This window comes from Xanthomarina spongicola (assembly GCF_003148645.1).
GTDB classification, from domain to species: domain Bacteria; phylum Bacteroidota; class Bacteroidia; order Flavobacteriales; family Flavobacteriaceae; genus Xanthomarina; species Xanthomarina spongicola.
Window position 1 is genome coordinate 26,550 of record NZ_QGGP01000006.1, and the last position, 20,859, is coordinate 47,408.

Annotated in this window: 21 protein-coding genes; 8 read left to right on the plus strand and 13 right to left on the minus strand. The window is 30.5% G+C overall.

Features of this window, described 5'->3' with window-relative positions; all coding sequences use genetic code 11:
- Window positions 1-35: 35 nt before the first annotated feature.
- The gene (locus LX78_RS11295; RefSeq protein WP_109682774.1) at window positions 36-1,883 is read right to left on the minus strand and encodes an endonuclease; all 1,848 of its coding nucleotides are present in this window, start codon (window positions 1,881-1,883) and stop codon (window positions 36-38) included.
- 6 nt (window positions 1,884-1,889) lie between these two features.
- Window positions 1,890-3,104 (minus strand): RsmB/NOP family class I SAM-dependent RNA methyltransferase, encoded by a 1,215-nt coding sequence (locus LX78_RS11300; protein ID WP_109682775.1) that lies wholly within the window; start codon window positions 3,102-3,104, stop codon window positions 1,890-1,892.
- Window positions 3,105-3,205: 101 nt separating this feature from the next.
- Between LX78_RS11300 and LX78_RS11305 the strand changes: the two genes are divergently transcribed.
- Entirely contained in the window at window positions 3,206-4,249 is a 1,044-nt protein-coding gene (locus LX78_RS11305; RefSeq protein WP_109682776.1) for a WD40/YVTN/BNR-like repeat-containing protein, read from the plus strand.
- A gap of 26 nt (window positions 4,250-4,275) precedes the next feature.
- On the opposite strand, the gene LX78_RS11310 is transcribed toward LX78_RS11305, so the two are convergent.
- The 7 genes from LX78_RS11310 to LX78_RS11340 all read right to left on the minus strand — a co-directional run bounded on the left by LX78_RS11310 (window position 4,276) and on the right by LX78_RS11340 (window position 11,256).
- A complete protein-coding gene (locus tag LX78_RS11310; RefSeq protein WP_109682777.1) occupies window positions 4,276-4,722 on the minus strand; it encodes a sensor of ECF-type sigma factor in 447 nt (148 codons plus the stop codon).
- A 10-nt stretch (window positions 4,723-4,732) separates the two neighbouring features.
- A complete protein-coding gene (locus LX78_RS11315; protein ID WP_109682778.1) occupies window positions 4,733-5,230 on the minus strand; it encodes a hypothetical protein in 498 nt (165 codons plus the stop codon).
- Window positions 5,231-5,262: 32 nt separating this feature from the next.
- Window positions 5,263-5,805, minus strand: a complete 543-nt coding sequence (locus LX78_RS11320) for an RNA polymerase sigma factor (RefSeq protein WP_109682921.1) — start codon at window positions 5,803-5,805, stop codon at window positions 5,263-5,265.
- A gap of 279 nt (window positions 5,806-6,084) precedes the next feature.
- A complete protein-coding gene (locus LX78_RS11325; protein WP_109682779.1) occupies window positions 6,085-7,935 on the minus strand; it encodes an ABC transporter ATP-binding protein in 1,851 nt (616 codons plus the stop codon).
- Window positions 7,935-9,665 (minus strand): phospho-sugar mutase, encoded by a 1,731-nt coding sequence (locus LX78_RS11330; RefSeq protein WP_185117712.1) that lies wholly within the window; start codon window positions 9,663-9,665, stop codon window positions 7,935-7,937. The genes LX78_RS11325 and LX78_RS11330 overlap by 1 nt, the downstream gene beginning before the upstream one ends.
- A 76-nt stretch (window positions 9,666-9,741) precedes the next feature.
- Window positions 9,742-10,689: a glycosyltransferase family 2 protein gene (locus LX78_RS11335; protein WP_109682780.1), complete on the minus strand. Its 948-nt coding sequence runs from the start codon at window positions 10,687-10,689 to the stop codon at window positions 9,742-9,744.
- 39 nt (window positions 10,690-10,728) lie between these two features.
- Entirely contained in the window at window positions 10,729-11,256 is a 528-nt protein-coding gene (locus LX78_RS11340) for a DUF4199 domain-containing protein (RefSeq protein WP_109682781.1), read from the minus strand.
- 177 nt (window positions 11,257-11,433) lie between these two features.
- Between LX78_RS11340 and LX78_RS11345 the strand changes: the two genes are divergently transcribed.
- Both LX78_RS11345 and LX78_RS11350 read left to right on the plus strand, forming a co-directional pair.
- The gene (locus LX78_RS11345) at window positions 11,434-11,685 is read left to right on the plus strand and encodes a type B 50S ribosomal protein L31 (protein WP_109682923.1); all 252 of its coding nucleotides are present in this window, start codon (window positions 11,434-11,436) and stop codon (window positions 11,683-11,685) included.
- A gap of 134 nt (window positions 11,686-11,819) precedes the next feature.
- The gene (locus LX78_RS11350) at window positions 11,820-12,995 is read left to right on the plus strand and encodes a GlmU family protein (RefSeq protein WP_109682782.1); all 1,176 of its coding nucleotides are present in this window, start codon (window positions 11,820-11,822) and stop codon (window positions 12,993-12,995) included.
- Window positions 12,996-12,998: 3 nt separating this feature from the next.
- Here the strand turns inward: LX78_RS11350 and LX78_RS11355 are convergent, their stop codons facing one another.
- The gene (locus LX78_RS11355) at window positions 12,999-14,579 is read right to left on the minus strand and encodes an ABC transporter substrate-binding protein (protein ID WP_109682783.1); all 1,581 of its coding nucleotides are present in this window, start codon (window positions 14,577-14,579) and stop codon (window positions 12,999-13,001) included.
- Between the two features lie 54 nt (window positions 14,580-14,633).
- On the opposite strand from LX78_RS11355, the gene LX78_RS11360 reads away from it, so the two are divergent.
- Both LX78_RS11360 and mtaB read left to right on the plus strand, forming a co-directional pair.
- Window positions 14,634-15,482, plus strand: coding sequence for a T9SS type A sorting domain-containing protein (locus tag LX78_RS11360; RefSeq protein ID WP_109682784.1), 849 nt, complete (start codon window positions 14,634-14,636; stop codon window positions 15,480-15,482).
- A 90-nt stretch (window positions 15,483-15,572) separates the two neighbouring features.
- Window positions 15,573-16,901 carry a tRNA (N(6)-L-threonylcarbamoyladenosine(37)-C(2))-methylthiotransferase MtaB gene (mtaB, locus tag LX78_RS11365; protein WP_109682785.1) on the plus strand — a complete coding sequence of 443 codons (1,329 nt, stop codon included), beginning with the start codon at window positions 15,573-15,575 and terminating at the stop codon, window positions 16,899-16,901.
- A gap of 37 nt (window positions 16,902-16,938) precedes the next feature.
- On the opposite strand, the gene LX78_RS11370 is transcribed toward mtaB, so the two are convergent.
- Window positions 16,939-17,235, minus strand: coding sequence for an N-acetyltransferase (locus tag LX78_RS11370; RefSeq protein WP_109682786.1), 297 nt, complete (start codon window positions 17,233-17,235; stop codon window positions 16,939-16,941).
- Window positions 17,236-17,355: 120 nt separating this feature from the next.
- Here LX78_RS11370 and LX78_RS11375 point away from each other — a divergent pair, with 120 nt between their 5' ends.
- A complete protein-coding gene (locus LX78_RS11375) occupies window positions 17,356-18,030 on the plus strand; it encodes an alpha/beta hydrolase family protein (protein ID WP_109682787.1) in 675 nt (224 codons plus the stop codon).
- Window positions 18,031-18,072: 42 nt separating this feature from the next.
- Complete coding sequence (locus LX78_RS11380) at window positions 18,073-18,999, plus strand: lytic transglycosylase domain-containing protein (protein WP_109682788.1); 927 nt, start codon at window positions 18,073-18,075, stop codon at window positions 18,997-18,999.
- Window positions 19,000-19,053: 54 nt separating this feature from the next.
- On the opposite strand, the gene LX78_RS11385 is transcribed toward LX78_RS11380, so the two are convergent.
- A complete protein-coding gene (locus LX78_RS11385) occupies window positions 19,054-19,623 on the minus strand; it encodes a tetratricopeptide repeat protein (protein WP_109682789.1) in 570 nt (189 codons plus the stop codon).
- Window position 19,624: 1 nt separating this feature from the next.
- Window positions 19,625-20,509 carry a DUF6263 family protein gene (locus tag LX78_RS11390; protein ID WP_109682790.1) on the minus strand — a complete coding sequence of 295 codons (885 nt, stop codon included), beginning with the start codon at window positions 20,507-20,509 and terminating at the stop codon, window positions 19,625-19,627.
- A 171-nt stretch (window positions 20,510-20,680) separates the two neighbouring features.
- On the opposite strand from LX78_RS11390, the gene rpmH reads away from it, so the two are divergent.
- Window positions 20,681-20,842, plus strand: a complete 162-nt coding sequence (rpmH, locus tag LX78_RS11395; protein ID WP_109682791.1) for a 50S ribosomal protein L34 — start codon at window positions 20,681-20,683, stop codon at window positions 20,840-20,842.
- Window positions 20,843-20,859: the final 17 nt, after the last annotated feature.

The window sequence follows — 20,859 nt, forward strand, 5'->3', positions numbered from 1 at the left end:
AAAAAAAAAGCGACTCGTTAAAGTCGCTTTCATATTTATCTTTTTATAAGTTTCTTACTTATAGTTGAATTATCTTGAGTTAGTTTCAGAATATACACACCAGAGTTGAGGTTGTCTAACTGAATGCTTTGAGACTGCTGTATAGTTTTAGTAAAAACTCTTTTTCCTAAAATATTGTAAATCTCAACCTGAGTTTCTTTAGAATCATTAAACTGAATGTTCAAGATGTTAGAAACTGGATTTGGATAAATTGTAATGTTATTTAAATGGTAATCGTTTACGTTTAAGTCTGTATAACACGTCCAAGATAAATCGTCAAAAACGACTCTATTACTTGTTACACTATTGCCATCGATTACAATAGTAACATTATCTTCAATATTTATATTTGGAATAGTTGTAGTTTGAATAACATCTTGGTCTCCATAAATTATAGTGCCAACTACATTGCCGTTTACTTTTAAATTGAAAGTACCACCTGAACCTCCAAACACACGTTTTGTAGTTACGGTAAGACTACCAATACCTCCAGAAGTAGTTGGAGCAGTAAGGCTTCCGTTTCTAATTGTAATGGCTCTATTAGTTAAAGTCTGGTCTGTTCTTGCATCTGTTGCTATCCAGTTTCCACCTTCATCACCAGTCCAATTTCTTGTTTGATAGCCACCATCATTTGCTGGAATATTTTCAAAAGTTTCTGCTAAACAATTAACACCTACGCCATTGTTAGTGGTAGTTTCACAAGCTTGATTACTAAATCCAGATTCATTTCCAGTGGCATCTTTTGCTTTAATTGTAAAGCAATATTCGGTATCTGGATCTAGACCTGTTACAGTAAATGTATTTGTAGTTGAATTATAGCTATTTGTTCCATCTATATAAATATCATAAGAAGCTACTGCTATATTATCTGTAGAGGCAGTCCATGTTAAATCTATAGATATATCTGTTGGGTTAGAAGCGACAAGGTTTGTTGGGTCTGTAGGAGCTTCTGTGTCTGGAGTTGGGTTCCAAATTAGTGCTACCCAGTCTTGATGATCTACAAATGGGTTTCTATTACCTTGGTGATTGTAGTAAATGTTATTGTTTCTATCTTGTTCTTTTTGAGAAACAGGATCCATTTCATGCCAAGTCATTAAAATACTTAAAAAGGTATCGTCAAGTACTTTGTCTGAACTACCATCAAACATGTCATATGCTCCCCAATTATCAATTTGATTTTCATAACGGGTTGCAAAATAAAAATAGATACGAGCTATGTCTCCTTTAAATTCATCTATAGGTTCGAAAACAGTTCCTGTATAACCAGAAGAATAACCAGAATTTAAGTTTCCACCTAGTTTAGATCCATTTGAGGTTGGATTTGTAATACCACTTTGAGATGCTAAATTGTTATCATCAACTCTTCCAAAAGGGTAACTTCCTCTAAAGCCATTGACACGACCATCTGTTGGCATAAGAATATGCGCATCACTTTTCATTGGTGGTGCCTCACTAAAAACTGATTGTGGAATAACATGTTCCTTATTATAGCAATCTCCTTCATTGGTATAATTCCCACACTCATCTGATGTTGGGGAGAAATTATAAGGGTCATTAGGCGTATTATCGCCATCGTTAGGAATTTCAGAATATATATCTAAAATTGTATAACTACCAGAAGGTGGATTTATTATAGATTGATCATAATACAAATCAAGATCATAATTAGAAATAAAACCATCCATGGCATTGTAACCTTGATCGTTATGATTATTAATAATATTATATAATTGTGTTTTTAATGTGTAACCAGTTCCAGTTGCAGTATCGTAATAACCAGTTGGAATTTGAGCAAATGTTGTAGCTGAAATTAATAATAATAGTAAGGTGTAAAATTGCTTCATTTGTTTTTATTTTTTCTTTTCTAATAAGGCCATGTAAAATCCGTCAAATCCTGATTTGTGAGAAAAGACACTTTTATCTTTTACAAAAGTAAAATCTTTTCCCATTTCTGATGTTAAAAAAGCATCCACTTGATTTTTGTTTTCTGAAGGTAATATAGAACATGTAGCATAAACCATTTGTCCACCTGTTTTTACCATTCTCGAATATTGTTGAAGGATTTCTTGTTGTGTTTTTTTAATATTTTCTATAAATTCTGGTTGCAATTTCCATTTTGCATCTGGATTTCTACGTAATACTCCTAATCCTGAGCATGGAGCATCTATAAGCACACGATCTGCTTTATCGTATAATTTTTTAATGACTTTAGTTGAATCTATATGTCTTGGTTCTATATTATGAGCACCATTTCTTTTAGCTCTTCGTTTTAATTCTTTTAATTTATTGTCATAGATGTCTAAAGCGATAATCTGGCCCTTATTCTCCATAAGAGAAGCCAAGTGCAATGCTTTTCCTCCAGCTCCAGCACATGCATCAACCACACGCATTCCAGGTTCTACATTTAGGAATTCTGCTACTAATTGAGATGAGGCATCTTGTACTTCAAAATGACCATTCTGAAAAGCTTCTGTAGAGAAAACATTTGCACGTTCTTTTAGTTTTAAGGCATTTGGATAGTCTTTTAAAAATTCGGTTTCAATGTCTAAATCGAATAATTCTGATTGTAGTTTTTCTTTAGTTGTTTTAAGAGTGTTTACTCTTAAAACAACATCTGCCTGCTCGTTTAAAGCAGCTATTTCTTTAGTCCAAACGGCTTTGCCTAGTTCTTTTTCTCCTAATTTGTCTAACCAATCTGGAATGGATTCTTTGAATTTTCTAATCTTTGAAAGTTCGTCAAAACGTCCTTTAATTTTTCGTGTTGGTGTGTTTTCAAAATATTTCCAATCTGGTAATTTAATACCTCTTAAAGTAGCCCAAACTGCAAAAATACGCCATAAGTCTTCCCGACTGTAAGGTTCCTTAACTTCCGCAATTTCAGCGTACAGACGTTTCCATCTAACTATTTCGTAGGTTGTTTCTGCAACAAAAGCTCTATCTCTAGCTCCCCAACGTTTATCGCGTTTTAATAACTGCTGGATAACTTTATCTGCATATTTTTCTTCATTGAAGATTAAAGTTAAACCATCAATAGTTGCAAAACATAAATTCCTGTGTAATCTCATTTTAATTTTATAAGCCTGCAAAGTTACGTTAATTGCCTCGAATTCACGAATGTTTTTATTATTTAGATGAATAGACTTATCTTTCCTCAAAAATTTATAAAATGAGATACTTTATTTGTTTTGTTATATGTAGTGGATTATTGATTTCTTGTGAAGAAAAGCAGTCTTTTATTCCTAGAGATTTTAATTCAATAGAAATGGAAACTATTTTAGAAGATTCTTTGTTAAGTATTCGAGCTATTGATATTTTAGATGATGAAAGTTTGTCTTTTGCTGCTAATTACGGAACTTATGGGTTATATAATCCATCTAAAAAAAGCTGGCAAGTATCTAAACAAGAATATGATTCGTTGCAACTTGAATTTAGATCTGTTGCCCATAACTCATCTGATTTTTTTATGTTGAGTGTTGGCAGCCCTTCTATGCTGTTTAAGACAGGGAATCAAGGCAGTATGGATTTGGTTTATTTTGAAGAACACCCAAAAGCTTTTTATGATTCGATGGCTTTTTGGAATGACCAAGAAGGAATTGCTATTGGTGATACTACAGATAATTGTTTGAGCATAATAATTACAAGAGATGGTGGAAACACCTGGAAGAAACTATCTTGTAATGAATTACCTTCAGGTAAAGCTGACGAAGGTGCTTTTGCAGCTAGTAATACAAATATTGCTATTATAGGTGATAATACTTGGATAGCAACAACTGCAGGAAGAATTTATTATTCTAAAGATAGAGGCTTGAATTGGGAAGTATTTGAAACTCCAATAGTTAAGGATAAAGAGACAGAAGGTATCTATTCAATCCATTTTTATGATGACATGAATGGTTTTGCAATAGGAGGAGATTATACCAATCCTGATGACAATTTAGCTAATAAAATGAAGACTGTAGATGGAGGGAAAACATGGCAATTAGTTGCAGAAGGACATACTCCTAGTTATAGAAGTTGTGTGCAATATATTCCAAATAGAGAAGGGAAGGAGCTTGTATCTGTTGGTTTTAATGGTATTGATTTTAGTAATGATGGTGGTAATTCTTGGAAAAGTTTAAGTAAGGAAGGCTTTTATACCATTCGATTTTTAAACGATAGCGTGGCTTATGCTGCAGGACAAAGAAGGATAAGTAAATTAACTTTCAAATAAAAAAAAGGAGCCAATTGGCTCCTTTTTTATGGTTTTGATTTTCCTTCAGGACGATGTCTTTTTCTATACTCTTCAAACATTTTACGTTTAAAACTTTCTTCGGCTTCCCGTAATTTAATTATTTTTTTAGAGGTTAACACGCTCTTTAATTCAGACATATAGTTTCTGTTAAGTTCGTAGCGTGTTTTAGCTAATGCTTCCATGTCGTCAATTATTTTTTTAGCGTCACTCTCTGTTAAGGTCTCAAAATCGATGTTTTTTCTTTTTTCATGAATTTCACTACGAAGTTTATCTTGCTCGTTTTCATAAGTGTTGTAGATAGGCCAGAATTTTTCAGCTTCAGGAGTAGTTAAATCTAATGCTTCAGTTATGTAAGCAATTTTAAGGGTTTTTATTTTTTCGTGTTTATCATTTTGCGAATATGTTGTTAGAGATACAACTAATGCAAAAAGAGTTATAAGTATGTTTTTCATAGCTTTATTATTAGTCTGTATATAAGTCGTTAAGTTCTAAATTATCGTTTATATAATCTTGTATGGTTTCATCAGAAAAGTCAATGTCATAAAAGCTTTCATCAATAAAATCTGTATTATTAAATAAGGAAGCTAATTCTTCATCATCAAGATTTTCATTTAAAATATAATTTTCTACAGCTTCTATGTCAAGTGAGTCGTAACTAGATTTACTTTCGAAAACAGATAAGTTAAACATTAATACTATTGCTGCTGCTACACTTGTTACTGTAACTATTGTGCGTTTTGAGAATAATGAAAAAACTTTACTTTTCTTGTTTTCTTGTAATTTATTTAAAAGTGTGTTTTCTAAAGTATCAAAGTAAGTGTCGGGAACTTTAAACCCAGTTTCTTTTATTTTTTCCTTCAGTAAAGTATTACTTATTATACTGTCTTCTAAATTAGAAAAATAGTTATCAGGAGTCTTAAATCCTGAATTTGTTATGTTATGTATTTTGCTTTTTTTCATCTATTATATAGACTCTTTTAATTTTTAAAGGTTTAATTATTACTTAAGTAGGCTTCTATTTTTTTTACTGCTATGTGGTAAGAAGCTTTTAAAGCTCCTTCGCTAGTTTCTAATATTTGTGACATGTCTTTATATTTAATATCCTGAAAATATTTCATATTGAATACTAATTGTTGTTTCTCTGGTAAAGTTGTAATAGCTTGCTGTAATTTATACTGAATTTGGTCTCCTTCAAAATATACATCTGCTTTTAGATTATCTATGGCAAATTGTTGAAATTCTTCGTTTGTAATTTGTAATTGTTTAGCTCTTTTTTTTATAAAGGTTAAAGATTCGTTAGTTGCAATTCGATACATCCAGGAATAGAGTTTGCTATCTCCATTAAAGTTATGAATATTTTTATAAACTTTAATAAAAGTGTTTTGGAGGACATCGTCTGTATCGTCATGAGATTTAACAATATTACGAATATGCCAATATAAACGTTCTTTATATAGAGACACTAACTCTCTAAACGCAGTTTCTTTATTGCTGTTTGATTTTAGTTGTTCTAAAAGATTTGATTCCTCAGTCACATACATATTTTAATGTTAGACACTTCAAAATACTAAAAGTTTAATGTAAAAAAATGTTAAAAAGTTAAATAGTTGTAAATCAACACAATAAATTATAAAACATCGATAAACTGCATGAATAAAGCGATGAGTAACATTTTTTATTTGGTTTATCTAAATATTTGTTTTATGTTTACATCAACCAACCTACTTATTTGTTAGTTTTCCCCAAGTCTAACAATAGCAAAAAAGGACAATACGTAAGTGTTGTCCTTTTTTAATTTATATAATTTAATGTTTTTATGAGTCAAAGCTTTGCATATCCACAAGCTTTTTATAGATTCCATTTTTAGCAATAAGCTCGTTGTGTTTGCCTTGTTCGGCAATTTCACCTTTTTGCATCACGACTATTGTGTCTGCATTTTGAATGGTAGATAATCTATGTGCTATTACAACAGATGTTCTGTTTTTCATCATGTTTTCTAAAGCTACTTGCACTAAGCGTTCGCTTTCAGTGTCTAATGCTGAGGTTGCTTCGTCTAGAACCATTATTGGTGGATTTTTTAATACAGCTCTAGCAATACTTAATCGCTGTTTTTGTCCTCCAGATAGTTTGTTTCCCGAATCTCCAATATTAGTTTCAATTCCTTTTGGTAAGTCTTTTACAAATTCCCAAGCATTAGCAATTTTTAAGGCTTCAATAACTTCTTCGTCTGTAGCATCTTCTTTTCCTAATAGAATGTTATTCTTAACTGTGTCGTTAAATAGAATGGAATCTTGAGTAACCAATCCCATTAAGCCACGAAGCGAATGGATGTTCATATCCTTGATGTCAATACCATCTATTTCTATATTTCCTTCGTTTACATCATAAAAACGAGTTAACAAATTGGCTATGGTGCTTTTTCCGGAACCAGATTGTCCAACAAGAGCAACAGTTTTTCCTTTAGGAACTTCAATTGAAAAGTTCTTTAAGACGTTATCATCTTCGTATCTAAAATCGATATTTTTTATAGATATACTTTCGTTAAAGTCCTCTTTTATAATGGCATTTTCTTTAGAATCTATGGTGTTTTCTTGTTCTAGAACTTCAAAGACACGTTCGGCTGCTGCCAATCCATTTTTAACTGAATATGACGCTTTAGAAATAGCTTTTGCTGGAGTAAGAATATTATATGCTAATCCCATATAAGCCAAAAATGCAGCACCAATTAATACAGGTTCTCCATTTGGTAGTTTTTCTATTAATACCATTTGTCCTCCATACCATAACAAAGTTGCAATAGTAATAATCCCTAAAAATTCACTTAAAGGTGAAGCCAAAATATTTTTGTTTCCAATATTATTTGCTAATGCTAAAATTCTATTTACAGATCCTTGAAATTTCTTTATAAACGTATTTTCGCCATTGTAACTTTTAATAACTTTTAAACCACCAAGAGTTTCTTCAACTAAAGAAATAAAATAACCAGATTCTCTTTGTGCTTCCGTAGATTTTGCTTTTAATGATTTTCCAATTTTAGAAATAATAAACCCAGAAATAGGAATAAAAATAAAGACAAATAAAGTTAGCTGAACACTAATCTTAAACATGAAAAAGATGGTGAAAATAATAGTTAAAGGCTCTCTTACTATTAATTCTAATATGGCAAAGAAGGAATGTTGTACTTCTCCCATATCTCCAAGTATTCTAGCCATAATATCTCCTTTTCTTTTTTCTGAATAAAAACCAACAGGAAGAGAGATAATTTTTTTAAACATCTTTAGGCGTAAATCTTTAAGAACACCATTTTTTAAAATCATTAAATTATAAGAAGCTAAGTAGCCAAAAAGATTTTTAAATAAGAAGGTTGAAATAACTAAGCAAATAACAAGTAAAAGGGCATATTTTGGACCTTCTGTTTTTGTTAGTTCTGAAATGTAAAAATACAGGAGGTCTTTTCCATAGCTAGTAATTTCGAAGATAGTAGTATATTGAGGTTTACTTGGTATATCTTCAGTTTCACCAAAAAGCACCTGCATCATAGGAATAAGTGCTATAAAAGAAAGAGAGCTAAATAATGCGTAAAGAATATTAAATACAATGTTCCATATAATGTTGCCTTTATATGGTTTTGTAAATGGGATTATTTTCTTTAAATTCTGATCCATTAGTTTAGTTTCATGTCATTTATAATGGCATCGATTTTAGTTTCTAGTTGTTTTTCGGTTTCAATAAATGCCGAAACAGATTCTAATTTTGTATTTGCACTAATATAGAACTTAATTTTTGGTTCTGTACCACTTGGACGTAGTGCTATCTGGCTTCCATCTTCAGTATAATAAATTAACACATTAGATTTTGGAATAGCAATATGCTCTTCAGTTCCAGTAATTGGATTTTTAGCTATAGAACTTTGATAATCTTCAATTTTAACAACTTTCGAATTATTAATGACTGAAAGTGGTTTTTTTCTGAAATCAATCATCATTTGCTTAATTTCTTGAGCACCTTCAATTCCTTTTTTTGTTATAGAAATTAGGCGTTCTTTATATAGTCCATGAGATACATAAAGTTTGATTAACTCATTATAAAACGAACTTCCGTTAGCTTTAGCTTGAGCTGCAATTTCGCAAGCTAGTAAAGTAGCTGTAACAGCATCTTTATCTCTAACAAAATCGCCAACCATAAATCCGAAACTTTCTTCGCCACCACCAACAAAGTCTAGTTCTGGGAAGTCTTTAATCATTTTAGCAATCCATTTAAAACCAGTTAAACCAATTTTGCACTCCACACCATAAGCATTGGCAAGAACTTTCATCATAGGAGTTGAAACTATGGTAGAACCAATAAACTCTTTCCCTTTAATTTTTCCGTGAGATTGCCATTGTTTTAACAAGAAATCAGTCATCATTAACATGGCTTGATTTCCATTTAGCAAAGTCAATTCTCCATTAAAATCTCTAACAGCCACACCAACACGATCGCTGTCTGGATCTGTGCCAATTACAATGTCTCCTTGAACTTTATTTGCTAAATCTATAGCCATTTTAAGCGCTTCTGGTTCTTCAGGATTAGGTGAAGCTACAGTTGGGAAATCGCCATTTGGTTCTGCTTGTTCTTTAACTATATGAAGATTGTTGTAACCTGCTTGTTTTAATGTTTCAGGAATAATGGTAATAGAGGTTCCGTGTAACGAGGTAAACACAACGTTTAAATTATCTTTAGCTTGTTGAGGTGTATTAAAACTTCCGTTTTTAATAGAAGCTTTTATAAATACATCGTCTACTTCCTTTCCTATATAATGGATTAAAGTTTCGTTTGCTTCGAATTTAATTTCAGAATAATCTAAGTTATTTATTTCGTTTATTATTTCTGCATCTTGAGGTGGCACTAATTGACCACCATCTTGCCAATATACTTTATAACCATTGTATTCAGGTGGATTGTGTGATGCTGTTAAAACAATGCCACAATGGCAATCTAAATGTTTTAAAGCAAAGGATAATTCTGGAGTTGGGCGTAAATCTTCAAATAAATATACTTGAATGTTATTGGCTGAAAAAACATTGGCAACAAGTTTAGCAAGCGATTTACTATTGTGTCTGCAATCGTAAGCAATAGCAACTTTTAGTTTTTTGTTAGGGAATGATTGATACAAGTAATTGCTTAAACCTTGTGTGTTCTTACCTAAGGTGTATTTATTAATTCTATTAGTGCCAATTCCCATGACGCCTCTCATGCCACCAGTACCAAATTCCAAATTTTTATAAAAACTTTCTTTAAGCTCTTTTGGGTTGGTAGCAATTAATTTTTTTATATGTGCTTGTGTATCATTATCAAAAGCTGGTGTTAACCACGTATTTACTCTTTCTAATAATTCAGGTTCTATGTATATCATGTTTAAAAAAAATGTGATGCAAAAATAAGTAATTCAAAAAAGATAAGATGAAATTACCACTAATTAGTTTAAGGTTTTACAAATTCAATTCGTCTTTAATTAAATAGCGTTTTTTGTCTTGTTTGGTTCTTAAAATAATTTCACCTAAAAATCCAGCTACAAAAAATTGCGTTCCAATTATCATGGTTACTAAAGCGATGTAAAATTGTGGACGTTGTGTTATTAATCTTCCAAAAGGATTTAAAAATAATTTATCTATACCAAGATATATAGCAAATGCAAAACCAATGGCGAACATTAAAACACCAAGTGCGCCAAATAAATGCATAGGTCTCTTGCCAAAACGTGATAAAAACCAAATGGTGATTAGGTCTAAAAAGCCATGTATAAATCTATCCATTCCAAATTTAGTAACTCCATATTTTCTAGCTTGATGTTGTACTATTTTCTCTCCAATATTAGAAAAGCCTGCATTTTTAGCTAAAACAGGAATGTATCTGTGCATTTCTCCATTTACATCTATGTTTTTAATTACATCTTTGTGGTAAGATTTTAAGCCACAATTAAAGTCATGAAGCTTAACACCAGAAGTTTTACGAGCTGCGTAATTAAATAATTTTGAAGGAAGGTTTTTAGAAATTACAGAATCGTAGCGTTTCTTTTTCCAGCCAGAAACCATGTCATATTTGTCTGAAACAATCATATTGTATAGCTCTGGAATCTCTTCTGGATTATCTTGAAGATCTGCATCCATTGTTATTACAACGTCTCCTTGGGCTTTTTCGAACCCTGCATGTAAAGCCTGAGATTTGCCAAAATTTTTAAGAAACCGAATCCCTTTAACATTAGTGTCTTTCTTTGCTAAATGCTTTATTGTTTTCCAAGAATTATCTGTACTACCATCATCGATAAAAATGATTTCATAAGAAAAAAGATTGGATTGCATAACATTTGCAATCCAATCATGTAATTCGTTTAATGAGTCTTGTTCATTAAGTAGTGGTATAACTACTGATATATTCATGAAATTGTTTTAAAATCGCTTTTAGCAAAAATAGAGAATTTATTCAGTTTCAGGATTATTTTTCTTAACTATTAAAGCAACAATAAGCCCAAAAATACTATAAAATAATAGTCTCCAAACATAAGCTTTTAATTGTTCAACTAGAGCAAAATTGTTTTTCTTTTCGGCTTCCAAAAGTGCTTCTTGAATAACTTCCTGAGGTGCGCCAAAGCCTTCCATAGCTTCTTTAGTCATGATAAGAATTTCTTCATTTAAAAATTGAGCTGCATCTGGATCAACAAATGTAAAAATCACAATTCCTATAATAGTAGCAATAAAACTCCCTACAGCTACAGTAATAAAATAAGCGCTAAAAGCTTGTTTAAAACTTAGAAACCCTTGTTGTTGTTTAAATTTTATAGCTGAATAAGCACCAAGGCCTAATGCTAATAAAAATAAAGGAATACCAACCCACCATTTAGTAAAAAGCTCTAAATTTAGTGCGTACATTAAAACTGTAATTACAGATAATATAAGACCTAAAATAAGACCGTTATTAATTGATAACGTTTTTAAAGATTTTTCCATTTTTTATGTTTTGTTTAGTTAAATTTATAGAAAGTTAGTAAACAAATATAGGAAAACGTTACAGCTTTTTTTGGAAAATTTATAAATCTTAAAAAAATAAAAACAAAAGTATTGCTCATTTGTAAAAATTCCTTAAATTTGCACCTCGAAAATAGTATACAATAAAAGCAATTAGTGATGAAAAAAGATATACATCCAGAAAATTATAGAATAGTAGCCTTTAAAGATATGTCTAACGACGATGTATTTTTAACTAAATCTACTGCTAATACAAATGAAACTTTAGAGGTTGATGGTGTAGAATATCCATTAGTAAAAATGGAGATTTCTAGAACATCTCATCCATTTTATACTGGTAAATCTAAATTAGTAGATACTGCTGGTCGTATTGATAAATTCAAAAACAAATACGCTAAATTCAAAAAATAATTTAGTTCAACAATATATATTAAAGCCTTCGGATTTTTTTCGAAGGCTTTTTTTGTTTCTTTAATTACCTTACTTTTGATTATATAATTTTTTGTTTAAGAAAAAACCTTAAACATCTAACTTTAATCATTCTCATGAACTATATACTTTTCGATGGTCCTTCACGTAATAATTTACTGCCATTTACATATACACGTCCAGTTGCAGATATAAGAATAGGTATTTTAACCATTAGAGAAAAATGGGAAACATATTTAGAGTTTACAACCACAACAGTAACAGAAGAATATTTGTCAGACAAGTATCCAATGGTTGAAATGGAAGAGAATGTTATGATTAATGCTTCATTTTTACCAAATCAGGAATTAGTAGAAATGATAAAAAACCTGGAGACTAACCAGGCTATTTTTAAGGACGAAGATGTTATTGCTTTTTTTACAAAAAACACACAGGAAGATATAGATTTGGATAGTTATGAAGCTATTGAGTATCATGAAAATGTTTTGAAAATTGAACACACTTGGGATATTTTTTCTAAAAATGGTGAAGCCATTCTGGAAGATTTCGAATTACTAACTAATAACAGAAAATCTCAACCAATTCCTGCAACTGTTAACACTATAAAGGCAGAATCTATTTTTATTGAAGAAGGCGCCAAATTGAATTTTGTAACTCTTAATGCTACAAATGGCCCAATTTATATTGGAAAGGATTCAGAAATTATGGAAGGCAGTTTGATTCGTGGGCCTTTTGCATTATGTGAAGGTGCAACAGTGAAAATGGCTGCTAAAATTTATGGACCTACAACTGTTGGTCCATTTAGTAAAGTTGGAGGAGAAGTAACCAATTCAGTCATTTTTGGGTATTCAAATAAAGGACATGATGGATATTTAGGGAATTCTGTAATAGGTGAATGGTGTAATCTTGGTGCAGACACTAATAATTCTAATTTAAAAAATAATTATGCAGAAGTAAGACTTTGGGATTATCAAACGGAAAGTTTTGCTAAAACAGGATTGCAATTTTGTGGACTTATGATGGGAGACCATAGTAAATGTGGTATCAACACTATGTTTAATACAGGAACTGTTGTTGGTGTAAGCGCCAATATTTTTGGAAGTGGTTTTCCTAGAAACTTTGTTCCAAGCTTTTCTTGGGGAGGAAGTAATGGTTTTACAACATACTTAACTAAAAAAGCTTTTGAAGTTGCCCAAGTAGTTATGTCTAGAAGAGATATTGAATTCTCAGAACAAGATGCAGCAATTATGGAACATATTTTTGAGGAGACAAAAAAGTTTAGAAGAAACTAATCTCTAATTTTTTTTAACGTATTTCAATTCCAATAAATTAATTGGATTAATACCAAGACCCTCAATGTTTTTTCTTGTAAATCTTACTACTTCATCATAGAATAAAGGTACAATTGGAGCTTCTTGCATGATTAGGCTATCCATTTTTGTATATAAAGATTCTCTTTGTAATGTATTTGTTTCTGTAAATGCTTGTTGGTACCATTCATCGAATACATTGTTTTTAAAATGCGTATAATTTGGTCCATTTGGCGCAAAATTATTACTGTAATAAAGTGATAAATAGTTTTCAGCATCAGGATAATCAGCAACCCAACTAGCTCTAAACATATCTAGTTTCCCATTGGCTTTGGCATCTTTTAAGGTAGCTGCAGGAATAACATCAACATTTACTTGGAGTCCAATTTTCTGTAATTCACGCTGAATATATTCACAAAAACTTAAGTAGTTACTAGTAGTAGTAATTGTTATTTCAGGATTTTGAATGCCAGATTCAGTTTTAAATTGCTCAATTAATTGCTTTGCTTTTTCAGGATGATAAGTAAATCCAATAGATTCACTATAACCTGGTAACCCTTTAGGAATAAAACCTCCATTTGCAGGAATACCTATACCATTTCTGAGGTAAATCATCATTTTTTCTCTATCAAAACCATAATTTATAGCTTTTCGGATTAATGAAGATTGAATTTCAGGAATACTGGAATCCATAAAAAAAGCAAGGTATTCTGTGTTTAAGTATGGACTTCTTAACATATTTACATCTTTTAAATATGATTCTTTAAGGTTTCCATTAGCTGTTAAAATTTCATCTTTATAAGAAGCGTCTAAACCTGAAACATAATCAATATTGCCTTGAGCAAATTGTAGAAATTCACTTTGTTTATCTGGTAGAAAAGTAATGGAAACAGCTTCTAAAAAAGGTAATTTATTTCCATTCTTGTCTTTTTCGAAGTAATTATTGTTTTTTCTAAATACTAATTTAATATTTTCTTCCCATCTTTTAAATTTAAAGGGACCAGTTCCAATAGGATTAGAACGAAAATCACTTTTATAATGTTCCACAATTTCTTTAGGAACAACAGAACAATATTTCATAGTAAGTAGTCCTAAAAATGCTGGAAATGGTTGTTTTAATTGAAATTGAAAAATGGTGTCATTTATTGCCTCAAATTTTTCAACTTTATTTAAAACCCAACTACCTGGAGAAGCAATTTGTTTATCTAGTAAACGGTCGAAACTATATTCAAAATCTGATGCAATTACAGTTCTGGTTGAATCTTTTCCAAATAAAGCATGTTTATGAAAAAGAACATCGTTTCTTAATGTAAATGTATAAGTAAGAGCATCATCAGAGAGATTCCATTTTTTCGCGATGCATGGTTTAACATTTAATTTATTGTCCATTTGAACCAACCCATTAAAAATCTGATTAACTGCCCAAATATCTGCATTGTCTTTAGCAAAAGCAGGATCTAGGGAACCTATATTCTTGTGTTCATTATATTTAAATACGGATTCAAAGTCTTCATTTTTATTGGTACAAGCTACAAGAAGTAAGAAAAACAGATATTTAAATTTCATTTATTAGTAAAATAGTTTATATTTATTCGTTTTTAACACAAAATTTTTAAAATTATGAAAAAAAATTACATTCTTTTTTTATTTATGGTATTATTTGTTTGGGTTGGTCAAGCTCAAATAGTTTTAACACAATCTAATGACCCTGTAGGCGTCACAGATGGAGGTGTGGCTTGTTGGTCTTCAGGTTCTGGAGAGTATAGAGAAAACTCTTTTTATAGAGCATATAATTTAGCGGACTTTTCTGTTACTGAAGATTTTCAAATTAGTTCAGTAGAATATGGACAAGGTGCTGCAGACGATGGTAAAGTAATTACGGTTAATATTTATACTGCAAGTTCAGATGATTTAACTACAGCTACTTTAACTCTTATTGAAACTGCAACACATACGTCTAGTTCAGCAGATGATTTAACATTGATTTCTGTACCTATTTCAGCAACCATTCCTGCAGGATCAACAATAGCATTCGAAGTAATGGCTGGAGATAGTGGAACCAATATTGGAGAAACTTTCTTTCCTGGTATTAATGCAGGAGGAGAGAACGATGATAGTTATATCAAATCTGAAGGTTGTAGTATAAATACTCCTTCAACATTATCATCAATTGGTTTTGGAGACAACCAATATGTCATGAATGTTGTTGGTGATGTTTTAGGTGTTGAAGAATTTTCTTTAGAGAATAGTGTTTCTATTTTCCCAAACCCTACTAGTAATATTATTACAATTGATACTTCAAATAAAATTACTGTTAATAGTTTAGAGTTATATAATATTGTTGGCAAGCAAGTTATTAAAACAAACAATGTTAGCACTTTAGATTTATCAGAACTAAGTTCTGGAGTATATATGCTAAGAGTAATAACTGATTCTGGAACATTAACTAAAAAAATTATTAGAAACTAATTTAGATAATACCGAATATATAAAAAAGAGCGCTTTATTTAAATAAAGCGCTCTTTTTGTTTAATTTTGCAGCGTTTTATAATTCAAATTATGCTTAAAAAAAGGGTCGCATTTTACACACTAGGTTGTAAGCTCAATTTTTCGGAAACATCAACAATAGCTAGAAATTTTCAAAACGAAGGGTTTGATCGCGTTGATTTTAAAGAAGTTGCAGATGTTTATGTTATTAATACCTGTTCTGTTACTGATAATGCCGATAAACGCTTTAAAACCATTGTAAAGCAAGCTCAAAAATTAAATCCAGAAGCTTTTGTTGCAGCTGTGGGTTGTTATGCCCAATTAAAACCTCATGAATTAGCTGATGTAGATGGCGTAGATTTGGTTTTAGGAGCTACTGAGAAATTTAAAATTACCGACTATTTAAATGATTTAACGAAGAACGATTTAGGAGAAGTACATTCTTGCGAAATTGAAGAAGCAGATTTTTATGTTGGGAGTTATTCCTTTGGAGATAGAACAAGAGCTTTTTTAAAAGTACAGGATGGTTGTGATTACAAATGCACCTATTGTACAATTCCTCTTGCAAGAGGGATTTCTAGAAGCGATACATTAGGCAATGTTTTAAAAAATGCAGAAGAAATTTCTAAAAAGAATATAAAAGAAATTGTACTTACTGGAGTTAATATTGGCGATTATGGTAAAGGCGAATTTGGCAATAAAAAACATGAACATACATTTTACCAATTAGTTAAAGAATTAGATAATGTGGATGGAATAGAAAGATTGCGTATTTCTTCTATTGAACCAAATCTTCTAAAAAACGAAACGATAGAGTTTGTTTCAAAAAGTAATTCATTTGTACCTCATTTTCACATTCCTTTACAAAGTGGTAGCAACCAGATATTAAAGTTAATGCGTCGTAGATACTTAAAAGAATTGTATGTAGATCGTGTAGATAAAATAAAAGAAGTCATGCCTCATGCATGTATAGGTGTTGATGTTATAGTTGGTTTTCCAGGTGAAACAGACGAATTGTTTTTAGAGACCTATAACTTTTTAAACGATTTAGATATTTCCTATTTACATGTATTCACTTATTCTGAAAGAGATAACACCTTAGCTGCTAGTATGAATGACGTTGTGCCAAAAAACATAAGAACCAAAAGAAGTAAAATGCTAAGAGGTTTATCAGCAAAAAAGCGTCGTGCATTTTACGAAAGTCAGCTAAATACTAAAAGAAAAGTCTTATTTGAAAGCGAGAATAAAGAAGGGTATATTCAAGGTTTTACTGGAAATTATGTAAAAGTAAAAGCGCCTTGGAATCCAAGGTTAGTAAATACCTTACATGAAGTAGAGCTTACTAAGATAGACGAAGATGGCTTGGTAAGGTTAGAATTTATAAAAGAACTAGCAGTATAAAAAAAATCCGAAGTTTTAGCTTCGGATTTTTTATGATTTATATTCTTACACCTACTGGAAGCATACGTTTATATTTTCTATTCTTTCGAACAAATTTTGCAATTTCAGGACTAGTAGGAACAACGCTTAAATTACGTTCTTCAATATCCTTAAAAACGATTACTAAAAATTCATTTTGAAATTCTTCAGAATTAATTTCATCTGGAATAATAAGTTTGGTTAAAAAAATCTTTCGTTCTTGTAATGAATATTCAATCTTAGCTAAAGAATCGTCAATTTTTAATTCATACTGGCGTAAAAAGTCATTATCCACAAGTTCAGATGCTTCAATCATAATAAGAATGTTTTTTATTTAAAAGGAATTTTAGGAGTCAGCACTATTTTTCAATAGTTTTGTAACGCAAATTTACGAAAAAATATTGTAAAAAATCATTATTTGCCTACTTAAAAGCTTATGAGTCAAGATATCATACACGTTTATTTTATGCCAGGAATGGCTGCAAGTTCTTTGATTTTTGAAAACATAAAATTACCAGAGAATCAATTTCAGATGCATATGTTAGAATGGATAATGCCTTCTGAGAATGAGACCATTGAGCATTATTCAAAGCGAATGACAGAACATATTAAGCATGAAAATGTGGTGTTAATTGGTGTGTCTTTTGGAGGAATTATAGTTCAAGAAATGAGTAAGCTAATTAAATTAAGAAAGCTCATTGTTGTTTCAAGTATTAAAACAAAGCATGAATTACCAAAAAGAATGAAACTAGCCAGAATAACTAAGGCATATAAAATAATGCCTACAAGTCTAGTAAATAATATAGATGCTTTGGCAAAATATACTTTTGGAAAAACTATAAAAAAAAGAATTGCTTTATATAGAAAATATCTTTCTGTTACTAATAAACAATACATAGATTGGGCATTGAAGCAAGTTATTTGCTGGAATCAAGATAAAAGTATTCCTGAAGCCATACACATTCATGGAGAAAAAGATGCTGTTTTTCCTCATCGTTGTTTAGGAGACTGTATCACTGTTAAAGGAGGTACACATGTTATGATTATCAATAAATATAAGTGGTTTAACGAAAATTTGCCAAAGTTAATTTTAGATGAAGATTTGGCTTAAAATTTGCTGTAAATTTCATAAATTTATAAAAACAATTTAAAGATGAAATGGGTTAAGAATGTATTCGCTTTTTTTGGGTTACTAAGCATAACAATGCTATTTGTATATGCATTGCAAGATGCACCTACAGACGAGAATTTTGAAAAAAAATTAATTAACGACTATAACGTCTATGCACTTCAAATTCCAGACCATCTTGACTTTGCTGGAGAAGCATTGCCTTTAGATAATCCAGACATTTATGAGCGTATGGATAGAGAATTATTGGTAAATACCTATTGGCAATCTAACGGGTTGTTAATGTTTAAACGAGCACATAAATATTTTCCTATAATAGAACCAATTCTAGAAAAAAATGGAATTCCAGAAGATTTTAAATATTTGGCAGTTATAGAAAGTGGATTAATGAACGTAGTCTCTCCTGCTGGTGCAAGAGGCGTTTGGCAAATAATGCCAAGTACAGGAAGAGAATATGGCTTGGAAATAAATGATAATGTAGATGAACGTTACCATTTAGAAAAATCTACTGAAGTAGCTTGCGAATATTTAAAAAAATCTAAAGAACAACTAGGTTCTTGGACTTTAGCTGCTGCTGCTTATAATGCTGGAAACGCTGGTGTTTCTAGAAGACTAGAAGAACAAGATGTTAAAGATTATTACGATTTGCTTTTAGGAGAAGAAACAGGTAGGTATTTATTTAGAATTGTTGCGTTAAAAGAAATTTTAAAGCATCCAGATAAGTATGGTTTCAATTTTAGAGAGAAAGATTTATATACTGAAGTACCAACTTATAAAGTTGAAGTAGATACTGCTGTAACAGATTTTGCTGCTTTTGCAAAAGGATTTGATATTAATTACAAGATTTTGAAAATTCATAACCCTTGGTTAAGGGAACCAAATTTGAATAATAAATCAAGAAAACAGTATTTTATAGAAATTCCAAAGGAAGGATATTATAAAGAGAATTAAAAAAGAAAGCCTTAACAAATTTGTTAAGGCTTTCTTTTTATAAATAGATATTTATTAACGGCGTCTTCCACCTCTTTGCTGGTGTCCACCAAAATGTTGATTAGGCATTTGAGCTTTTTTCATATTGTCCTTCATCATTTTTATCTGCTCATCTAGCATGTTTCTTTTGTCAAGTTTCTGGGCTTCTTTAAGAAGGATATTTGCTTCGTTTTTTCTACGTTTACTAAATGCAATTCCTGCTAAATTTAATTTTGCCATAGCCATATCATGATCCATAGATAAACCTAAAGTTACTGCTTTCTTAAAGTATCTCTCAGCTTCATTCATGTTTTCTTGCGAAACCATAATACCATGTAAATAATAAAAATAACCTTGTTGTTTTTTTACAAGCGCACTTTCAGGATGTTTTATTTTATCCAACCATTTTTTAGCTCCTACAAAATCTTGTTTTCGTAAACGCATAAAGGCAAGTAAGATAAATTCATTCTTAAAATAAAGAAAAATAAATATGGTAGACAAAAGAAGAAACATAATACCATTTCCTATATAACTTTCAGTAAAAAGATAGATAGCATAAGCAATTATTAGTCCAGCAATTATTAATTTAAATACTTTATTGTACATATTATTTAATTTTAAATGTTGTTTTAGATGTTATTTTTGTTGGTATTTCTACGTTGCTCATTTGTTTCATAACAGTTACTCCTTCTGTATTAGAAGTTACTGTTATAAGTTGAGCAAAACCAGTTTTTTTATTTGCAATAATGCTTGTGTCTTGAGTCCCTTTTAATGTCATGATATGGGAATCTTCTTCTGCAATCAAAGACACATTGCTTTTTGCAGATAATTCAATGTTTTTACTCCAGTCTTTTAATGTCCAGTTATTTTCTGCAATTAAGTCTCCAGTATATTTATTTGTCCAATGGTCACCTACAATTACTTTTTTTGTAGGATAGAAGTATGTCATTTGTTCAAAGCTTCTAGAAAGGCTTTCGCTACCAAATTCTTTCTTCATGGCTTCAACCATAAGTTCTTTAGTAAATTCATCGGTAATTCCAGCATCAGAAATCATTTTATTAATCATGGCTTCTGTTCCAGTTATTTTTTTTATTTCACCAGTTTTCAGCATTTCCATTTTTAAGGTCGATTTTGTTAATCCTGAAAATATTTTTGCTTCTAAATCGTCTTCTTTTATGTCGTTATTGGTGTCAATATTCATTAATTCTCCATAAATATTTGATGTAGACTTTAATTTAAACCTATTAAATTTGAAATTTATTATATAAGAACTATCTGTAATTGCCTTAACAATAAATGTAAAATCACCTTCTAAATGATTAGTCATTTCATGTTTAGAGTCTTCCATGTTTTGAACTATATCTTGTGCAGAAGTTTGTGTAACTGTCATGTTATCACCTATATTAAGATTGTATTCTAGAGTATTTTGGCTATAAAGAATACTAGATAATAGCAAAAAGGAGTAAGATATTTTTAGAACTAATTGGTTCATTAAACAAGGTTTGATTTTGGAGTACAAAGAAACTAAATTTTTATTGAAAAAATATTTTTAAAATAAGGTTTGTCAAATAAAAAAGGGTTTGTATATTTGCGCTCAGTTTTAGACAAAGTGTTAAAACAGATTGTTTAGATATAATAAAGAAGATTTTAAAAACATAAGACAATGCCAAAAAGAACATTTCAGCCATCAAAAAGAAAGAGAAAGAATAAACATGGCTTTAGAGAAAGAATGGCTTCTGCCAATGGTAGAAAAGTACTTGCTCGTAGAAGAGCTAAAGGAAGAAAGAAAATATCTGTATCTTCTGAAGCTAGACATAAAAAATAATGATTAACAATTGTTGA